The organism is Actinomadura monticuli (genome assembly GCF_041463655.1).
Classification (GTDB): Bacteria; Actinomycetota; Actinomycetes; order Streptosporangiales; family Streptosporangiaceae; genus Spirillospora; species Spirillospora monticuli.
In genome coordinates, this window is the sequence record NZ_JAXCEI010000010.1 from 331,154 (window position 1) to 348,705 (window position 17,552).

Annotated in this window: 16 protein-coding genes; 11 read left to right on the plus strand and 5 right to left on the minus strand. The window is 72.5% G+C overall.

The window, feature by feature from the left end:
* Nucleotides 1-273 precede the first annotated feature (273 nt).
* From SM611_RS23975 to narI, 5 genes are all read left to right on the plus strand, one after another.
* The gene (locus SM611_RS23975) at nucleotides 274-1,509 is read left to right on the plus strand and encodes an MFS transporter (protein WP_371952143.1); all 1,236 of its coding nucleotides are present in this window, start codon (nucleotides 274-276) and stop codon (nucleotides 1,507-1,509) included.
* Between the two features lie 113 nt (nucleotides 1,510-1,622).
* Nucleotides 1,623-5,288 carry a nitrate reductase subunit alpha gene (locus tag SM611_RS23980; RefSeq protein WP_371952165.1) on the plus strand — a complete coding sequence of 1,222 codons (3,666 nt, stop codon included), beginning with the start codon at nucleotides 1,623-1,625 and terminating at the stop codon, nucleotides 5,286-5,288.
* The gene (gene narH, locus SM611_RS23985; RefSeq protein WP_371952144.1) at nucleotides 5,288-7,030 is read left to right on the plus strand and encodes a nitrate reductase subunit beta; all 1,743 of its coding nucleotides are present in this window, start codon (nucleotides 5,288-5,290) and stop codon (nucleotides 7,028-7,030) included. Before SM611_RS23980 ends, narH begins: the two co-directional genes overlap by 1 nt.
* Nucleotides 7,027-7,713: a nitrate reductase molybdenum cofactor assembly chaperone gene (narJ, locus tag SM611_RS23990; protein ID WP_371952145.1), complete on the plus strand. Its 687-nt coding sequence runs from the start codon at nucleotides 7,027-7,029 to the stop codon at nucleotides 7,711-7,713. Before narH ends, narJ begins: the two co-directional genes overlap by 4 nt.
* Complete coding sequence (narI, locus tag SM611_RS23995; RefSeq protein ID WP_371952146.1) at nucleotides 7,710-8,495, plus strand: respiratory nitrate reductase subunit gamma; 786 nt, start codon at nucleotides 7,710-7,712, stop codon at nucleotides 8,493-8,495. The genes narJ and narI overlap by 4 nt, the downstream gene beginning before the upstream one ends.
* Nucleotides 8,496-8,559: 64 nt before the next feature.
* Here the strand turns inward: narI and SM611_RS24000 are convergent, their stop codons facing one another.
* The 4 genes from SM611_RS24000 to SM611_RS24015 form a co-directional block, all read right to left on the minus strand.
* Nucleotides 8,560-9,756, minus strand: coding sequence for a globin domain-containing protein (locus SM611_RS24000; protein WP_371952147.1), 1,197 nt, complete (start codon nucleotides 9,754-9,756; stop codon nucleotides 8,560-8,562).
* A gap of 192 nt (nucleotides 9,757-9,948) precedes the next feature.
* Nucleotides 9,949-10,410 (minus strand): RrF2 family transcriptional regulator, encoded by a 462-nt coding sequence (locus SM611_RS24005; protein ID WP_371952148.1) that lies wholly within the window; start codon nucleotides 10,408-10,410, stop codon nucleotides 9,949-9,951.
* Nucleotides 10,411-10,510: 100 nt separating this feature from the next.
* Nucleotides 10,511-10,927 carry a pyridoxamine 5'-phosphate oxidase family protein gene (locus SM611_RS24010; protein WP_371952149.1) on the minus strand — a complete coding sequence of 139 codons (417 nt, stop codon included), beginning with the start codon at nucleotides 10,925-10,927 and terminating at the stop codon, nucleotides 10,511-10,513.
* Between the two features lie 149 nt (nucleotides 10,928-11,076).
* Nucleotides 11,077-11,502: a pyridoxamine 5'-phosphate oxidase family protein gene (locus SM611_RS24015; RefSeq protein WP_371952150.1), complete on the minus strand. Its 426-nt coding sequence runs from the start codon at nucleotides 11,500-11,502 to the stop codon at nucleotides 11,077-11,079.
* A gap of 133 nt (nucleotides 11,503-11,635) precedes the next feature.
* On the opposite strand from SM611_RS24015, the gene SM611_RS24020 reads away from it, so the two are divergent.
* The 6 genes from SM611_RS24020 (at nucleotide 11,636) to SM611_RS24045 (ending at nucleotide 16,286) form a co-directional block, all read left to right on the plus strand.
* Nucleotides 11,636-12,025: a hypothetical protein gene (locus SM611_RS24020; RefSeq protein WP_371952151.1), complete on the plus strand. Its 390-nt coding sequence runs from the start codon at nucleotides 11,636-11,638 to the stop codon at nucleotides 12,023-12,025.
* A gap of 96 nt (nucleotides 12,026-12,121) precedes the next feature.
* On the plus strand, nucleotides 12,122-12,997 hold the full coding sequence (locus SM611_RS24025; RefSeq protein WP_371952152.1) for a Gfo/Idh/MocA family protein: 876 nt from the start codon (nucleotides 12,122-12,124) through the stop codon (nucleotides 12,995-12,997).
* Between the two features lie 19 nt (nucleotides 12,998-13,016).
* On the plus strand, nucleotides 13,017-13,409 hold the full coding sequence (locus SM611_RS24030) for a rhodanese-like domain-containing protein (RefSeq protein WP_371952153.1): 393 nt from the start codon (nucleotides 13,017-13,019) through the stop codon (nucleotides 13,407-13,409).
* Nucleotides 13,410-13,605: 196 nt separating this feature from the next.
* Nucleotides 13,606-14,316 (plus strand): hypothetical protein, encoded by a 711-nt coding sequence (locus tag SM611_RS24035; RefSeq protein ID WP_371952154.1) that lies wholly within the window; start codon nucleotides 13,606-13,608, stop codon nucleotides 14,314-14,316.
* A gap of 413 nt (nucleotides 14,317-14,729) precedes the next feature.
* Nucleotides 14,730-15,221, plus strand: a complete 492-nt coding sequence (locus SM611_RS24040; RefSeq protein ID WP_371952155.1) for a metallophosphoesterase family protein — start codon at nucleotides 14,730-14,732, stop codon at nucleotides 15,219-15,221.
* Between the two features lie 231 nt (nucleotides 15,222-15,452).
* Nucleotides 15,453-16,286, plus strand: coding sequence for a crotonase/enoyl-CoA hydratase family protein (locus SM611_RS24045; RefSeq protein ID WP_371952156.1), 834 nt, complete (start codon nucleotides 15,453-15,455; stop codon nucleotides 16,284-16,286).
* Nucleotides 16,287-16,342: 56 nt separating this feature from the next.
* Here the strand turns inward: SM611_RS24045 and SM611_RS24050 are convergent, their stop codons facing one another.
* Nucleotides 16,343-17,185, minus strand: coding sequence for a patatin-like phospholipase family protein (locus SM611_RS24050; RefSeq protein ID WP_371952157.1), 843 nt, complete (start codon nucleotides 17,183-17,185; stop codon nucleotides 16,343-16,345).
* Between the last annotated feature and the right edge of the window lie 367 nt (nucleotides 17,186-17,552).

Here is a 17,552-nt window from a genome sequence, read left to right on the forward strand (position 1 = left end):
TGCCCGCTCACCGAACCTCCGTCCCCCGCAGCGAACTCCCGACAGCCCACGTTAGTACCCGCCGCCACGCCGCCGTCCCCACCGGCGGGCTCGGCGCTTGCGCAGGTGGGGGGTACGCCACTAGGACGTTCGGCGGGACGAAGGTCCCTTCTGAGCGGTATGCCGCGTCCGCGAGGGTGAGTACCGGCGGGATGGCGATCATGGTTATCCCGCATGCGGCCGGGGAAGGCCAACGGGCACTGCGCTTGGGAGCGATGGAGAATGGTGCGGCAGGTGACTGAATCTCGGCAGGAGACCGGGCCGGCGGAGTCCGAGCGGGCCGGGGCGGCCGGGCGGCCGTGGGTCATGCTGGTGATGGCCACCCTGGGGTTCGCGGTGAACTTCTGGGCGTGGGCGCTGCTGAGCCCGCTCGCCCCGGGGCTCAAGGAGACACTGAAGCTGACCTCGTTCGAGCAGTCGCTGCTCGTGGCGGTGCCGGTGCTCGTGGGGTCGCTCGGCCGCATTCCGGTGGGGGCGCTGACCGACCGGTTCGGCGGGCGGGTGATGTTCCCCGTGGTGTCGCTGATCACGATCCTGCCCGTCCTCTACCTGGGGATCGCCGGGCACTCGTCGCTGCCGGCCCTGCTGGTCGGCGGCTTCTTCCTGGGCATCAGCGGGACGGCGTTCGCGATCGGGGTGCCGTTCGTGAACGCGTGGTTCCCGCCGGAGCGGCGCGGGCTCGCGATCGGGATCTTCGGCGCGGGCATGGGCGGCACCGCGGTCAGCGCGCTGACCACCGTCAAGGAAGCCGACAAGTGGGGCACCCAGACCCCGTTCGTGGTGATGGCCGTCCTGCTCGCCGTGTACGCGGCCGCCGCGTGGCTCATCCTGCGGGAGCCGCCCGGACGCACCGCCCCGACCGAGTCCCTCGCCAAGCGGCTCGCCGCGACCGCCCGGCTCGGCGTCACCTGGCAAATGTCGGCCCTGTACGCGGTGGCCTTCGGCGGCTACGTCGCGTTCTCCGTCTACCTCCCCACCTATCTGAAGGCCGAGTACGGGCTGTCGCAGGCGGACGCGGCGAACCGGATGGCGGGGTTCGTGCTGCTGGCCGTGGTGATGCGGCCGTTCGGCGGCTGGCTGTCGGACCGGCTCGGCGCGGTGCGGGTGATGACGGTGTCGCTGTCGGTGACGGCCGCGGGCGCGGTCGTCCAGTCGTTCGCACCGGCGCTCATGCCGGTCGGGACGATCGCGTTCCTGGCGATGGCGGCCGCGCTCGGCGCCGGCAGCGGCGCGACGTTCGCGCTGGTCGCGAAGCTGGTCCCGACGAACAAGGTCGGCGCGGTCACCGGCGTGGTGGGCGCCGCGGGCGGCCTCGGCGGGTTCGTCCCGCCGCTGCTGATGGGAGCGCTCTGGGGCAGCCTCGGGGAGTACCGGATCGGCCTGCTGCTGCTCTCGCTCGTCGCGGCGGCGGCCGGGGTGTTCACCATGACGACCGTCCGGCGCGCCGTGGCGACGCGCCAGGCGACCTGAGCTGCCCCACCGCGCTGAAGATCAGCGGGATGATGAGCCCCGAGGTGCGATTTATCCCGAAATAAAGGGGAAGAAGGGGATCCGACTTGAGTTCGACCAACGGCCGGTCTGGGATGGACGGCCCGCTGGAAGACGCGCTGGTGAGCACGCGCAGGTACTTCACCCGCGCGAACGTCTCACCCGACCTGCGCACGGTGACCAAGCGGGGAGGCCGGGAGGCCGACGCCTTCTACCGGGACCGCTGGTCGCACGACAAGGTGGTGCGCTCCACCCACGGGGTCAACTGCACCGGGTCGTGCTCCTGGAAGGTGTACGTCAAGGACGGCATCATCACCTGGGAGGCGCAGCAGACCGACTACCCGTCGGTCGGCCCGGACCGTCCCGAGTACGAGCCGCGCGGCTGCCCGCGCGGCGCGTCCTTCAGCTGGTACACCTACTCGCCGACGCGGGTGCGGTACCCCTACGTCCGCGGTGTCCTGCTGGAGATGTACCGGGAGGCCAAGGCCCGGACCGGCGACCCGGTGGAGGCGTGGCGCGAGATCGTCTCCGACCCGGAGAAGGCCCGCGCGTACAAGGACGCGCGCGGACGCGGCGGCCTGGTCCGGGCCACGTGGGACGAGGCGACCGAGATGATCGCCGCCGCGCACGTCCACACGATCAAGGAGTTCGGCCCGGACCGGGTCGCCGGGTTCTCCCCGATCCCGGCGATGTCGATGGTGTCGCACGCGTCCGGCGCCCGGTTCGTGTCCATGCTCGGCGGGACGATGCTGTCGTTCTACGACTGGTACGCCGACCTCCCGGTGGCGTCCCCGCAGGTGTTCGGCGACCAGACCGACGTCCCCGAGTCGGGCGACTGGTGGGACGCCGGCTACCTCATCATGTGGGGCTCCAACGTGCCGGTCACCCGCACCCCCGACGCGCACTGGATGACCGAGGCCCGCTACCGGGGCCAGAAGGTCATCGCGGTGTCCCCGGACTACGCCGACAACGTCAAGTTCGCCGACGAGTGGCTCGCCGCCCAGCCCGGAACGGACGGCGCCCTGGCGATGGCCATGGGCCATGTCATCCTCAAGGAGTTCTTCGTCGACCGCCAGGTCCCGTACTTCACCGACTATGTGAAGCGCTACAGCGACCTGCCCTTCCTGGTGCGCCTTGAGGAGCGCGACGGCGTGTACGTCCCGGGCAAGTTCCTCACGGCGGCCGACCTGCCGGGCGCCGAGGCGCAGTCCGAGAACGCCGCGTTCAAGACCGTGATCCTGGACGCGGGCACCGGTCACCCGCTCGTCCCGAACGGCTCGCTCGGCTTCCGCTACGGCGAGGCCGGCGAGGGCAGGTGGAACCTGGACTTGGGCGACGCCGACCCGCTGCTGTCGGTGGAGGGCGGCGAGGCGGTCGAGATCGAGCTGGCCCGGTTCGACGGCATCGACGGCGCGCCGGGCACGCTGCGCCGGGGCGTGCCCGTCCGCAACGTCGGCGGCCACCTGGTCACGACCGTGTTCGACCTGCTGCTCGCCCAGTACGGCGTCGGGCGCGACGGCCTGCCCGGGGCCTGGCCGACCGGGTACGACGACGCCTCCGAGCCCGGCACCCCGGCGTGGCAGGAGACCATCACCGGCGTCCCGGCGCAGGCCGCCGAGCGGATCGGCCGCGAGTACGCGGCCAACGCCGAGGAGACCCGCGGCCGCTCGATGATCATCATGGGCGCGGGCACCAACCACTGGTTCCACTCCGACACCATCTACCGGACGTTCCTCGCGCTGACCACGCTCACCGGCGGGCAGGGCGTGAACGGCGGCGGCTGGGCGCACTACGTCGGGCAGGAGAAGTGCCGCCCGGTCACCGGGTGGGCGCAGCTGGCGTTCGGCCTCGACTGGTCCCGGCCGCCCCGGCAGATGATCGGCACCGCGTTCTTCTACCTGCACACCGACCAGTTCCGCTACGACCAGTTCGACGCCGGCGCGCTGTCGGCGGCGACCGGCGGCGGGACGTTCGCGGGGCGGTCCACCGCCGACGTGATCGCGCAGGCGGCGCGGCTCGGCTGGATGCCGTCCTATCCGACGTTCGACCGCAACCCGCTGACCCTCGCCGACGAGGCGGAGGCCGCCGGGAAGCAGGCCGGCGAGTACATCGTCGACGAGCTGAAGGCCGACCGGCTCAAGTTCGCCTGCCAGGACCCCGACGCGCCGGAGAACTTCCCCCGCGTCCTGACCGTCTGGCGGTCCAACCTGCTCGGGTCGTCCGCGAAGGGCAACGAGTACTTCCTGCGGCACCTGCTCGGCGCCGCCGACGCCGTCCGGGCGGAGGAGACGCCGCCCGAGGCCCGGCCGGAGGAGGTCGTCTGGCGGGACGAGGCCCCGGCGGGCAAGCTCGACCTGCTGTTGTCGCTGGACTTCCGGATGACCAGCACCACCGTCTACTCCGACATCGTGCTGCCGGCGGCGACCTGGTACGAGAAGCACGACCTGAACACGACCGACATGCACCCGTTCGTGCACTCGTTCAACCCCGCGATCGGGCCGCCGTGGCAGACCCGCAGCGACTGGCGCGCGTTCCAGGACATCGCGACCGCGTTCAGTCGGCTCGCCGAGGGGCACCTCGGCGTCCGCAAGGACGTCGTCGCCGTCCCGCTGCTGCACGACACCCCTGACGAGATGGCGACCCCGCACGGGCGCGTCCTCGACTGGGCGAAGGGCGAGTGCGAGCCGGTCCCCGGCGTGACGATGCCGAAGCTCGTGACGGTCGAGCGCGACTACCCGGCCATCGCGGCGAAGATGACCGCGCTCGGCCCCCTGGCCGAGCGGCTCGGCGCCACCACCAAGGGCGTCACGTTCGACGTGAAGCGCGAGGTCGAGTACCTCAAGCACAAGAACGGCGTCGTGCGCGGCGGGCCGGCGGACGGCCGCCCGTCGCTGAAACGGGACGTGCACGCCTGCGAGATGATCCTCGCGTTCTCCGGCACGACGAACGGGCATCTGGCCACCCAGGGCTTCAAGACGGTGGAGAAGCGCACCGGGACGCGGCTCGCCGATCTCGCCGCCGAGCACGAGGGCAAACAGATCACGTTCGCGGACACGCAGGCGCGTCCCGTGCCCGTCATCACGTCCCCCGAATGGTCGGGCTCGGAGAGCGGCGGGCGCCGCTACTCGCCGTTCACCATCAACGTCGAGCGCCTGAAGCCCTGGCATACCCTCACCGGGCGCCAGCACTTCTACCTCGACCACGACTGGATGGCCGAGTTGGGCGAGCAGCTGCCGGTGTTCCGGCCGCCGCTCAACATGTCCGCCCTGTTCGGCGAGCCGGAGCTGGGGGAGACGGGCGAGCTGGGGCTGACCGTCCGGTACCTCACCCCGCACAACAAGTGGTCGATCCACTCCGAGTACCAGGACAACCTGTTCATGCTGTCGCTGTCGCGCGGCGGCCCGGTGATCTGGATGAGCGGGGTGGACGCGGCCAAGATCGGCGTCCGCGACAACGACTGGATCGAGGCGGTCAACCGCAACGGCGTCGTCGTCGCCCGCGCGATCGTCAGCCACCGGATGCCCGAGGGCACCGTGTACATGTACCACGCGCAGGACAAGCTGATCGACGTCCCCCGCGCGGAGACGACCGGCCGCCGCGGCGGCATCCACAACTCCCTGACCCGGCTGCTGATCAAGCCGAGTCACCTCGTCGGCGGGTACGCGCAGCTGTCGTTCGCGTTCAACTACCTCGGGCCGACCGGCAACCAGCGCGACGAGGTCACCGTCATCCGCCGCCGCTCCCAGGAGGTGCAGTACTAATGCGCGTCATGGCGCAGATGTCGATGGTGATGAACCTCGACAAGTGCATCGGCTGCCACACCTGCTCGGTCACCTGCAAGCAGGCGTGGACCAACCGCAGCGGCGTGGAGTACGTCTGGTTCAACAACGTGGAGACCCGGCCCGGTCAGGGCTACCCCCGGCAGTACGAGGACCAGGAGAAGTGGCGCGGCGGCTGGACACTGAACAGCCGCGGCCGGCTCGCGCTCAAGGGCGGCGGCCGGTGGCGCAAGCTGCTGACGATCTTCTCCAACCCGAAGCTGCCCGGGATCGACGACTACTACGAGCCCTGGACCTACGACTACGAGACCCTCACCAACGCGCCGCTGCAGGAGCACACGCCGGTCGCCCGGCCGAAGTCGCTGCTGTCCGGCAAGGACATAAAGGTCTCCTGGTCGGCGAACTGGGACGACGACCTCGGCGGCTCCGTCGAGCACGGCGACAAGGACGTCCTGCTCAAGGACATCTCCGACAAGGTGAAGATGGAGTTCGACAAGACCTTCATGTTCTACCTGCCGCGGATCTGCGAGCACTGCCTCAATCCGTCCTGCGCGGCGTCCTGCCCCTCCGGCGCGATCTACAAGCGCACCGAGGACGGCATCGTCCTCGTCGACCAGGACAAGTGCCGCGGCTGGCGGATGTGCGTGTCCGGCTGCCCGTACAAGAAGATGTACTTCAACCACCGGACCGGCAAGGCCGAGAAGTGCACCTTCTGCTTCCCGCGCATCGAGGTCGGCCTGCCGACGGTGTGCGCGGAGACGTGCGTCGGGCGGCTCCGCTACATAGGCCTGATCCTCTACGACGCCGACAAGGTGCTGGAGGCCGCGTCCACACCCGACGACAAGGACCTCTACGAGGCGCAGCGCAGCGTCTTCCTCGACCCGAACGACCCCGAGGTCATCGCGGCGGCCGAGCGGGAGGGCATCCCGCAGGACTGGATCGAGGCGGCGCAGCGGTCCCCGATCTACGCGCTCATCAACACCTACAAGGTGGCGCTGCCGCTGCACCCTGAGTACCGGACGATGCCGATGGTCTGGTACATCCCGCCGCTGTCGCCGGTCGTGGACGTCATCCGCGACACCGGGCACGACGCCGAGGACCCGGGGAACCTGTTCGCGGCGATCGACGCACTGCGCATCCCGGTGGAGTACCTGGCAGAGCTGTTCACCGCCGGGGACACCGCGGTCGTCGACGGCGTCCTGCGCCGGCTGGCCGCGATGCGCTCCTACATGCGCGACATCAACCTCGGCCGCGACGCCAACGAGGCCATCCCCGAGGGGGTGGGGATGACGGGCGAGACGATGTACGACATGTACCGCCTGCTGGCGCTCGCCAAGTACGACGAGCGGTACGTGATCCCGACGGCGCACGCCGAGGACGCGCACGGCCTGGAGGAGATCGCCACCGAGTGCAGCCTGAACTACGACGGCGGGCCCGGCATGGGCGGCGCCGGGCTGCCCGGCGGATCCGGCCCGTTCGGTGAGGCGTCCGGGCGCCCGAACCCGATCGCGGTGGAGAACTTCCACATGCTGCAGGGGCGGCAGACCGCCGACAGCCCGGTCGACCCGGCCGACAAGCACAAGCGCGTCAACCTTCTCAACTGGGACGGCAAGGGCGCGCCCGCCGGGATGTTCCCCGAACGCGAGGGCGGCTCGGAGGTCGGGCCGGGGGGCACCAACCCGCCCGCCGACTCCGGCGCCGCCGAAACGGAGCCGAAGCCGTGAAGATCAAGACCGCCGGCAAGAAGGGGCTGGACGACGCCGAACTGGCCACGGCCTGGCAGGCGGCGTCGCTGCTGCTCGGCTACCCCGACGAGGAACTGCTCGCCCGGCGCCCGCTGCTGCGCCGGGCCGCCGCGAGCCTGCCCGCGCCCGTCGCGGAACCGCTCGGCCGCGTCCTCGACCACCTGGACGCGACCCCGCCGCAGACCCTGGCGGCCGACTACGTCGCCACGTTCGACCACCGCAAGCGGTGCTGCCTCTACCTGACGTACTACGCCTACGGCGACACCCGGAAGCGGGGGATGGCCCTGCTGCGGTTCAAGCAGGCGTACCAGGCGGCCGGGCTCGACCTCGGCGACGGCGAGCTGCCCGACCACCTGGCCGTGGTGCTGGAGTTCGCCGCGACCGGGGACCCGGTCCAGGGGCGGCGGCTGCTGGTCGAGCACCGCGCCGGCCTGGAGCTGCTGCGCATCTCCCTCACCGAGGCGGGGTCGCCGTGGGCGCCCGTCCTGGACGCCGTGTCGGCGACGCTGCCGCCGCTGACCGGCCGCAACGAGGAGGCCGTCGCCCGCCTCGTCGCCGAGGGGCCGCCCGAGGAGACGGTCGGCCTCGCGCCCTACGGGGCGGACGCGACCGCCATGGGGCCCGTCTTCCTGCCCGATCCCGTCGTTGGAGCCCGCTCATGACCACCGATCTGCCCGTCCTCGCCGGCGCCGCCGCGGCGGAGAGCGGCGGCGATCCCGGCGTCCTCGGCACCCTGCTGTGGGTCGCCCTGCCCTACGTCACCATCGCGGTGTTCGTCCTCGGGCACGTCTGGCGGTACCGCTACGACAAGTTCGGCTGGACGACCCGCTCGTCCCAGCTGTACGAGCGGCGGCTGCTGCGCATCGGCAGCCCGCTGTTCCACTTCGGGATCCTCGTCGTCGCGCTCGGCCATGTCGGCGGGCTGATCATCCCGGACCGGTGGACGGAGGCCGTCGGCGTCACCGAGCACATGTACCACGTCGTCGCGGTCGTCCTCGGGACCATCGCCGGGTTCTGCACCCTGGCCGGCCTCGCCATCCTGATCTACCGCCGCCGGACGGTCGGCCCGGTGTTCCTCGCGACCACCCGCAACGACAAGATGATGTACGTGGTGCTGGCCGGCACCATCGCCATCGGGCTGGCCGCGACGGTCGCCGCCAACATCATCGGCGACGGCTACAACTACCGGGAGACGGTCTCGCCCTGGTTCCGGTCGGTGTTCTACCTGCGGCCCGACCCGGACCTGATGACCGGCGTGCCCGTCCTGTTCCAGCTGCACGCGCTCAGCGCGCTGCTGCTGTTCTGCATCTGGCCGTTCACGCGGCTCGTGCACATGCTCACCGCGCCCATCGGCTACGTGACGCGCCCCTACATCGTCTACCGCAGCCGCGACGAGCACCTGGGGATGCACGAGACGCGGCGCGGCTGGGAGCGGATCCAGTAGCCCCGGGAACCGGTGAACGCTCCCACCCCGCGCCGGGGTGGGAGCGTCGTCGTCCGTGCCGCGGTCAGCGGATCCAGAGGTCGGGGCCGAAGACCTCGTAGTGGATGCGCTCGTCGGAGACGCCCGCGTCCAGCAGGCCCCGCCGGATCTCGCGCATGAACGGCAGCGGGCCGCACATGAACACGCGGGCCTTGTCCGGCAGCGGCAGCTCCGCCACGTCGATCCGGCCGGCGCGGACGTCCTCGCCCAGTTCCGCGTCGCCCGGCTCCTCGTACCAGGTCAGCTGCCGGAAGCGGGCCATCCGCCCGCCCGCCTCGGCGATCTGCCGGCGCAGCGCGTGCGTGCGCGGGCTCCGGTCGGCGTGGACGGCCAGGACCTGGCGGCCGCCGCCCGAGGCCGCCAGATGGTCGATGACCGCGGCGGCGGGGGTGATGCCGATGCCCGCGCTGATCAGGACGAGCGGGTCCTCCTCGTCGTCCAGCACGACGTCGCCGAACGGCCGGGACACCTCCAGCTCGTCGCCGGGCGCCGCGTGGTCGACCAGGTATGCCGAGACGGCCCCGTCCGGTGCGGAGCCCTCGCCGCGCACGCGCCGGAGCGTGATCTGGACCGTGTCGCCCGCCGCCTTCGACAGCGTGTATTGGCGGGGCTGGCGCAGGCCGTCCGGAAGCGTCACCGCGACGGAGACGTACTGGCCGGGACGGTGCGCGGGGACCTCGCCGCCGTCGGCGGGCGTCAGCACCAGCGAGACCACGTCCTCCGCCTCGTCGCGCCGTTCCACGATCCGCCACGGCGTGTACGGGGCGGCCGGATCGCAGGAGGCGTCCTGGTAGAGCCGCGCCTCCTCGGCGATGAGGAGCGTCGCGAACAGCCAGTACACCTCGGACCAGGCCGCGTGCACCTCGGGCGTCACCGCGTCGCCCAGCACGTCGGCGACGGCGCCCATGAGGTGCCGCCCGACGATCGTGTACTGCTCGGGGCGGATGCCGAGTGAGGCGTGCTTGTGCGCGATCCGCGGCAGCATCTGCTGGAACGGCGTCCCGGCAGCGGGATCGACCAGGTGAGCGGCGAAGGCGGCCACCGACCCGGCGAGCGCCTGGCGCTGCTCGCCGTTGGCCTGGTTGCCCTGGTTGAACAGGTGCCGGAGCTCGGGGTGCGCCGCGAACATCGCGTCGTAGAACCGGCCGGTGATCTCAACACCGTTGGCGCCGACGGCGGGCAGCGTGGCCCGCACGATCTCGGCGTGGTCGGACGAGAGCATCAGAGTCCTTCCTGTGGGGGTGCCGCCGCGGAGCGCGGCGGGGGCGGAGGGAGTGCGCGTGATGGCGCCCCGGACGACCGCCCGATCTTATTGGCGTTGCGCCAATAAGAGGTGTGACGTTCGCCACAGCGAGTCCCGGCGGTGGGCGCCGTGCGGAGGTGCCGCGACGTCAGCGGCGCGGACGGACGGGCATCAGGGGCCTTCCTGTGGGGGAGGCGCCGCCGCGGACGCCGGCAGCGCCAGGGAGAGCAGGACCGGCTCCGGAGGATCGGTCACCAGCTCGCTGAGGCGCACCTGGTCCAGCGCGGCGAGGAACGCCTCCTGCGCCGTCCGCAGCGCGCCGCGCAGCCGGCAGCCGCCGCGCAGCGGGCACGGCGGGTGGTCGCAGTCGACGGCCTCGCCCGGCCCCTCCAGGGCCCGGACGATCTCGCCGACGGGCAGGGCGAGCACCCCGCCGGCGAGGACGACGCCGCCGCCCCGGCCCCGAGACGTCTTGACAAGACCGTGCCCCCGGAGCCGCTGCACGATCTTCGCCATGTGCTGCGGCGCGACGTGCAGGCTGCCGGCGAGATCGGCGGCGGACCGCCGCCGGTCGCCCGCCCCGAGCAGCATCAGCGCACGCAGGGCCAGGTCGGTGGACTGGGTCAGGTACACGAGTTGATCATAGATAAATCGCAGTCCTGGAATCCGATTCAGTGCTGTGGTGATCACCACTGTGCTCTTGACCACAGCGGTTCGCGCCGGTCAGGACGGATCAGCCCACGGGCAGGATGCGGCGGCCGGTGACCCGCCACAGCGGTACCCGGATGAAGTTGTCGCGCGGCCCCGGGGCCCAGGGCCGCAGCGGCAGCCGGGCCAGCCGCGCGGCCTCCGCCGGGTCGGTCACCGCGCGGGCCTGCCCGACCACGGTCACCGACCAGCCCGTCCGGGCGGCCGCGTCGAACGCGTCCACCTCGAACGCGACGATGGCGCCGCGCAGCGCGGCGTCGAACTTCGAGCCGGGCGCGGTGCGGATGACCACTGCCTCGTCGCCGTCCAGGACGAAGGTGACCGGCTGGATGGCGGGCAGCGCCTGATCGGTGTAGACCACGCGCCCGACCGGCGCGGACCGCAGCAGCGTCACGCACTCCTCGCGGCCGAGGGTCTCCAGGTCTTCTCCGGTGGCTCGCATATCCCCAGGGTTCTCGAAGCGCGGCGGCGGGCACAGAGGCGAACGTCCCGGGCCGGGGGCCGTGCCCCGAGGCGGAGGTCCCGCCCCCGCGCGGACGTTCGGCCCTGCGCCGGCCGCGCCGTCACGGGAGCCCGGCGGCCCTCACCGGGTCACGGGGCGGCGGGCACGGGCCCGCCGATCCGGCGGCCGGTGATCAGCTCGGGCCGGATCCGGATGAAGTAGTCGCGCTCGCCGGGGGCCCAGCTCTGCAGCGGCAGGGCCGCCAGCGCGGCGGCGTCGCCCGGATCGGCGACGTGCCGGGCGGGGCCGACCGCCACCACCGACCAGCCCGTCTTCGCCACCGTGTCGAACTCGTCGATCTCGAAGGCGACGATCGTGTCGGCGGCGGCCTTGGCCAGCCGCGACGCCCGCGACGTCCGGATGACGATGTCGCCGCCGTCGACGGCGAAGTTCACCGGCTGGACGGCCGGCAGCGCGTGGTGGGTGAACACGATCCGCCCGATCTCCGCGCGCGACAGGAGGGCCCGGCACTCGTCCTCGTCGAGGACCTCCAGGCCGCTTTGGTCGAGCTGCATGGCTCCAGCGTGGAGGGCCCATGCGCCCCGGCGACAGGGACGAAGGTCCCGAATGCCGGGGCCGTGCCGGACATCGGGCGCAAGGGCGGTAACGTCCCGGTCGACCGACGACCGGCCCGCCCAGGAGGTTCCCGTGCTCGCCCTCACCACCGCCGACGTGCGCATCTTCCTGCACGTGCTCGCCGCGACGATCTGGGTCGGCGGCCAGATCACCCTCGGCGCGCTCGTCCCGGCGCTGCGCGGCTACGAGGGCGTCACCAAGACCGCCGCCCGCCGCTACAACATGCTCGCCTGGCCGGCCTTCGCCGTGCTCGTCCTCACCGGCGTCTGGAACATCACCTCGGGCGACATGGGCGACGCCGCGCAGCGCACCCTCGAAGTGAAGGTCATCTTCGTCCTGCTGTCGGGCGCGGCGGCGTTCCTGCACACCCGCGCCAAATCCAAGGCGGGCCTCGCCGTGTGGGGCGCCCTCGGCATGGTCAGCGCGCTCGCCGCCCTCTTCTTCGGCGTCCAGCTCGGCTGACCGCGCGCGCCCGCGCCCCGTCCTGCGCGCCCGCGCCCCGTCCCGCCCGGCTTCGTCCGGGAAGTGACTACTGAGTAGAGCGTCTAGGTTTGTCCCATGAGTGATTCTGTGGCGGTGGGGCTGGTCGGCGCCGGCCCCTGGGCCGGGATGGTGCACGCGCCCGCCCTGGCCGCGGGGCCGGCGACGCGGCTCGCGGGAGTCTGGGCCCGCCGGCCGGAGGCGTCCGCCGAACTGGCCGGACGGCACGGCGCGCCCTCGTTCGAGCGGATCGAGGACCTGTTCGACGCCTGCGAGGCCGTCGCGTTCTCCGTCCCGCCCGACGTCCAGGCCGCCCTCGCCGCCCGGGCCGCCCGCGCGGGCAAGGCCGTCCTGCTGGAGAAGCCCCTCGCCATGGACCTGGACGGCGCCCGCCGGGTCGCCGCCGCCATCGCCGAGGCGGGCGTCGTCTCGCAGATGGTCTTCACGCTGCGCTACTCCCGCGCGGCCCGCGACTTCCTCGGCCGCGTCCGCGGCCTCGAGCCGTTCGGCGGCTACGGCTCCTTCGTCTCCTCCGTGCTGAGCGGCGGGCCGTTCGCCACCCCGTGGCGGCTGGAGAAGGGCGCCCTGCTCGACCTCGGCCCGCACATCGTCGACCTGCTGGACGCCTCGCTCGGCCGCGTCACCGGCGTCCGCGCCCACGGCGACCCGCTGGGCTGGCTCGGCCTCACGCTGGAGCACGAGGGCGGCGCGGTCAGCCAGGCGTCCGTCTCGATGGCCGGCACCGGGGAGCTGCCGCCCGCCCGCGTCGAGGTGTACGGGCGCGGGGGACACGCCGTCCTCGACTGGTCGCAGCTGGGCGACGACGCCTTCGCGACGATGGTCGCCGAGTTCGCCGCCGCCGTCCGCGGCGGGCCCGCCCCGGAGCTGGACGCCGCGCACGGGCTGCGCATCCAGGAGATACTCGCCGCGGCCGATGCGCAGCTCACCGGGTGAGCGCTGGCATGCTTGAGCCATGACACGGACGATCGACGAAATCCTCGCCGACGCGCGCGAACGGCTGGAGCGGCTGGAGCCCGACAAGGCCTACGCGGAGACCCGCGAAGGCGCCGTCCTGGTCGACATCCGCCCGGCCGCGCAGCGGGCCGCCGAGGGAGAGGTCCCCGGCGCGCTGATCGTGGAGCGCAACGTCCTCGAATGGCGCTTCGACCCGGCGTCCGGCGCCCGGCTCCCCGAGGCGACCGGCCACGACCTGCGCGTCATCGTCCTGTGCTCGGAGGGCTACACCTCCAGCCTCGCCGCGGCGGCCCTGCACGACCTCGGCCTGACCCGCGCGACCGACGTCGCCGGCGGCTTCAAGGCGTGGCGGGCCATGGGCCTGCCGACCACCGGGGGCACGGCCGGATGAGGGCCGCCGGGCGCCCCGCCCGGCCCCGCCCGCCCAATTCAACCATTTTCGACGGTCTATATCGCACTCGCCTTAGCATCCCGTTCCACCTTTTTAGCGGAGTTCTATAAAACGCCAATTTCTTTTCGCCGGGGCTTTGATTTCCACGATCACTCGGGTAGAAAAAATGGAAACCACCCCCCGAGGAGGAACCCCTGTGAAGGCTCCCATCACCAGGCTGGCCGTGCCGCTGGCCGCCGCGTCCGCGGCACTGGCCATGACGGCGACCGCCGCGTCGGCCGCGACCACCACCCTCCGCGAGGAGACCGCCACCGGAGCGCCCTACTCCGGCAACTGGCAGGTCTCCACCGTCGGCACGCTCGACTTCTCCATCAACTACCTGGGCGCTCAGATCACGGGCTCCTGCGACGGCGCGCAACTGCAGGGCACCGTCGAGTCCACCGGCCCCGGCGAGCTCACCGCGGCGTCGATCGGCGCCTGCCAGACGTCCAACGGGCTCAGCTCGCCGGCGACCGACCTGGACCTCAGCCAGGTCCCCGACCGCAGCGGCCAGGTCACCTACGATCCCGTCGCCGGCGGACGCGACGGCGTCCTGACCATCAACGCCGGGCTCAACTTCAAGGTCGAAGGCAAGATCCTCGGGTTCCCCGTGACCTGCTACTACGGGTTCCAGACGGGCAGCGCCCCCGGCCTCGCCTTCGACGTCTACAACCGCGACAACCCGAACCGCCCCCTCCCGGGCCTGGACGACGCGCAGGGCCGGGCGAGCAACATCAAGCTCGTGCGGCAGTCCGGGAGCAGCGGGCTCTGCCCGTCCGACGGCACCGGCAGCGGCTCCGCGATCGCCCGCGGGGAGAGCACGCCCGGCTCCGGCGTCTTCGACCGCAAGCTCTACCTGACCTCGTAACGCGGGGTCGCGGCGTGGAGAGGCGGCCGGGTCCCGAGGCCGGTGCAAGGGAGTGATCATCCACCCCGGGCCCGGCCGCCCTCATTCATCCCTCGCGGTGCTGGGTCGCCGTGTCGGAACGACCGGGGGCGTACGGCCGGAATCCTTTGGACGAACGCGAGGAATTCGAGCCTAACTCCGCTGGTCAGCACAATGTAATGACACGGTGCTTACAGTTGTTTCCCACTCGTGTCCGGATGCCGCCGTCGCAAAATCACCCGCCGGACGCGCCGCCTTCCGGCAAGCGCGGAGACGAGCCGCGGCGCCGCCGAGACGGGATCGTCCGCCATTCCCCATCGGCACCGGTCAGGAGACGCGCGCCACAGCGGCGGGCACACGGGCTTCGACGTGCGCTCCTGCGGAACAATGAGGGGGTGAGAGTGGTGGCCGTCTCCGACACGCACGCACCGCGCCGGTGGAAGTCGTGCCCGCCGCGGGTCGCCGAGCACCTGCGCGGGGCGGACCTGATCCTGCACGCCGGCGACGTGTGCACGGCGTCCGTCCTGGACGAGTTGGCCGAGTACGCGCCGGTCCACGCCGTCCTCGGCAACAACGACGGGCCGGACGTCGCCGAGTGGGGCGCCCCCGAACGCCTCGAACTCGACCTGGACGGCCTCGCCGTCGCGATGGTCCACGACAGCGGCCAGGCCCGCGGCCGGACCGCCCGGATGCGCCGCCGGTTCCCCGCCGCCGACCTCGTCGTCTTCGGCCACTCGCACATCCCGCTGGACGAGACGGGCGACGGCGTCCGCATCTTCAACCCCGGATCGCCCACCGACCGACGCCGCCAGCCGCACGGCACCCTCGGCCTCCTCGACATCCACGCCGGCCGCCTGACGGCGGCGCGGATAGTCCCCGTCACCTGACCGCCGGGGCCCTACCGCCATCCGTAAGCGGCCCGCCTGCCGGCGACGTCCATCCCGCCGCGTATGCGCGGCCGCCCTGGTCGCCGGTGCACCGCCCTGCCGAGTCGTCGCAGGGACGGCCAGGCCCCCGCGCTCGAGAACCGGCGAGATGGGGGGGGCGGGCCTCGACTGGTCACGGTGCGCGTGGAATCGTCCCCCTGAGATGACCGCCATGAGGGAGGGGACCCCGGCATGACCGACCGCGTCACCGTGAACGTCCACGAAGGGGTCGCCGACGTGCGGCTCAACCGGCCCGACAAGCTCAACGCCCTCGACATGGGGATGTTCGACGCGCTCGCCCGGACGGGGGAGGCTCTCGCCGCCGACCCGTCCGTCCGGGCCGTGGTCCTGTCCGGTGCGGGGCGCGCCTTCTGCGCCGGGCTCGACTTCGCCAACTTCGCCGCCATGGCCGGCGACTCCGCGCCGAGCGGCGGCGGCGAGCGGTTCAAGCGGCTCGCGAACGACATCACGGCACGCGAGCCGGGACGCATCACGAACCTCGGTCAGCAGGCGGTGCACGTCTGGCGGGAACTCCCGCAGCCCGTCATCGCCGCCGTCCACGGACACGCCCTGGGCGGCGGGCTGCAGATCGCGCTCGGCGCCGACATCAGGATCGTCGCGCCCGACGCGAAGCTGTCCGTCCTGGAGATCCGCTGGGGCCTCGTCCCCGACATGACCGGGACCGCCGCGCTGATCCGCCTCGTCGGCGAGGACGTCGCGAAGGAGCTCACCTTCACCGGCCGCATGCTCTCCGGCGAGGACGCCGCCCGGATCGGCCTCGCCACCCGCACCGCCGACGATCCGCGCGCCGCCGCGACCGAGCTCGCCCGCGAGATCGCCGGCAACAGCCCCGACGCCGTGCGCGGCGCCAAGCGGCTCCTCAACCGCGCCGCGGACCACGACCTGGCCGGCCAGTTCCTCGAAGAGTCCCGGACGCTCGGCGAACTGCGCGGCGGCCCCAACCAGGTCGAGGCCGTCCACGCCTACTTCGAGAAGCGCCCGCCCTCCTTCACCGACCCGGCCTGACGCGGCCGGGCCGCGGCGTGTCGTCCGCGCTGACGGCACGCCGCGGACGCGCTCCGCTAGCCCCAGAACGAGGCGATGTTCTCCGCCGCGCCCTTCCCCTGGGCGAGCCCCGCGTTCGCCGAGGGAGTACGCGTGGACGGATCCAGCGGGTCGGCGCCGAACGCCGTCACCGATGCCTCGTCCGGGACGATCACCTCCACCCGGCCGCCCTCGCCCTCCACGGCGGCGATGTCCGCGGCCAGCGCCGGATCGTCCATCGGCGCGATCAGCAGCACGCGCCCATAGCCCGCCGCGAGGTCGAGGTTGTTCGGCGAACGCACCCCGCCGTCCACGTAGCGGATGCCCCCGATCGTCACCGGCGGCCAGATCATCGGGACGGCGCAGCTCGCCGCGACGGCGTCCACCAGCGAGGCGCCCGAAGCGCGGTCGAACACGCGCAGGTCGCCGGTCAGCGCGTTCACCGCCGTCACGCGCAGGTCACGGGACGGCCATTCGTGGACGGGCAGCCGCGCCTCGATCACGGCCCGCCGCGCGGCCTCGTCGACGGTGTCGGTGGCCAGCGCCCGCGCCCCCAGCCCCCGGCGGATGGCCATCGGGTCGGGGTCCTCCTCCGCGAGCCGCTTCCAGATCTCCGCGAAGTCGGCGACCGTCACGCCCCCGGACGGAACGAGCTCCCGGTTCTGCAGCGCCGGTTCGGCCTGGCGCGCGAACAACTCCGCGACGGGCAGGCCGCTGCCGATCTGCGCCGCCACCGCCGAGCCCGCCGACGTGCCGAGCAGGAGGTCCGCGTGGGTGACGTCCGCTCCCTCGCCGGCGAGTCCCGCGAGCACACCCGTCAGCCAGGCGATCCCCGCGACACCGCCGCCCCCGAGCACCAGGGCCCGTCCGTTTCCACTCATGAGCAGTCCTTCCCCTCGTGACCGTCAGAGCGTAGATGTGCGGTGGGACATCTCCCCTCGCCGGGGGAGGGGCCTGCCCGGCGGCTGGCCCGCGGACCCGCTGGTCACCTGCCGCCCATGGGCCCGTCGGCCCGCCGGGCGCGCCGATTTGACGCGGCCGCTCCGGCCACGTAAGTTAACCCCTCGTCCCCCTCACGGATGCAGGACGTTCGCATGGCGGCCGGCCGGACGACGGGGAAACCACCAACGAATCAGCCGATGCGGCTTTGCCGTGTCTGCTGTGCGCTGGCGGTGTCGGAAAGGGCTCGGTTTTGACAATCGGGCCGGATCTGGTGAAATAGCTGCACCGCCTCGAAGGTGCCGCGGA

Coding starts and splice junctions, on each gene's coding strand:
- SM611_RS23980 (WP_371952165.1), top strand. CDS start 1,623: ATGGACGGCCCGCTGGAAGACGCGCTGGTGAGCACGCGCAGGTACTTC.
- narH (WP_371952144.1), top strand. CDS start 5,288: ATGCGCGTCATGGCGCAGATGTCGATGGTGATGAACCTCGACAAGTGC.
- narI (WP_371952146.1), top strand. CDS start 7,710: ATGACCACCGATCTGCCCGTCCTCGCCGGCGCCGCCGCGGCGGAGAGC.
- SM611_RS24000 (WP_371952147.1), bottom strand. CDS start 9,756: ATGCTCTCGTCCGACCACGCCGAGATCGTGCGGGCCACGCTGCCCGCC.
- SM611_RS24010 (WP_371952149.1), bottom strand. CDS start 10,927: ATGCGAGCCACCGGAGAAGACCTGGAGACCCTCGGCCGCGAGGAGTGC.
- SM611_RS24015 (WP_371952150.1), bottom strand. CDS start 11,502: ATGCAGCTCGACCAAAGCGGCCTGGAGGTCCTCGACGAGGACGAGTGC.
- SM611_RS24025 (WP_371952152.1), top strand. CDS start 12,122: ATGAGTGATTCTGTGGCGGTGGGGCTGGTCGGCGCCGGCCCCTGGGCC.
- SM611_RS24030 (WP_371952153.1), top strand. CDS start 13,017: ATGACACGGACGATCGACGAAATCCTCGCCGACGCGCGCGAACGGCTG.
- SM611_RS24045 (WP_371952156.1), top strand. CDS start 15,453: ATGACCGACCGCGTCACCGTGAACGTCCACGAAGGGGTCGCCGACGTG.
- SM611_RS24050 (WP_371952157.1), bottom strand. CDS start 17,185: ATGAGTGGAAACGGACGGGCCCTGGTGCTCGGGGGCGGCGGTGTCGCG.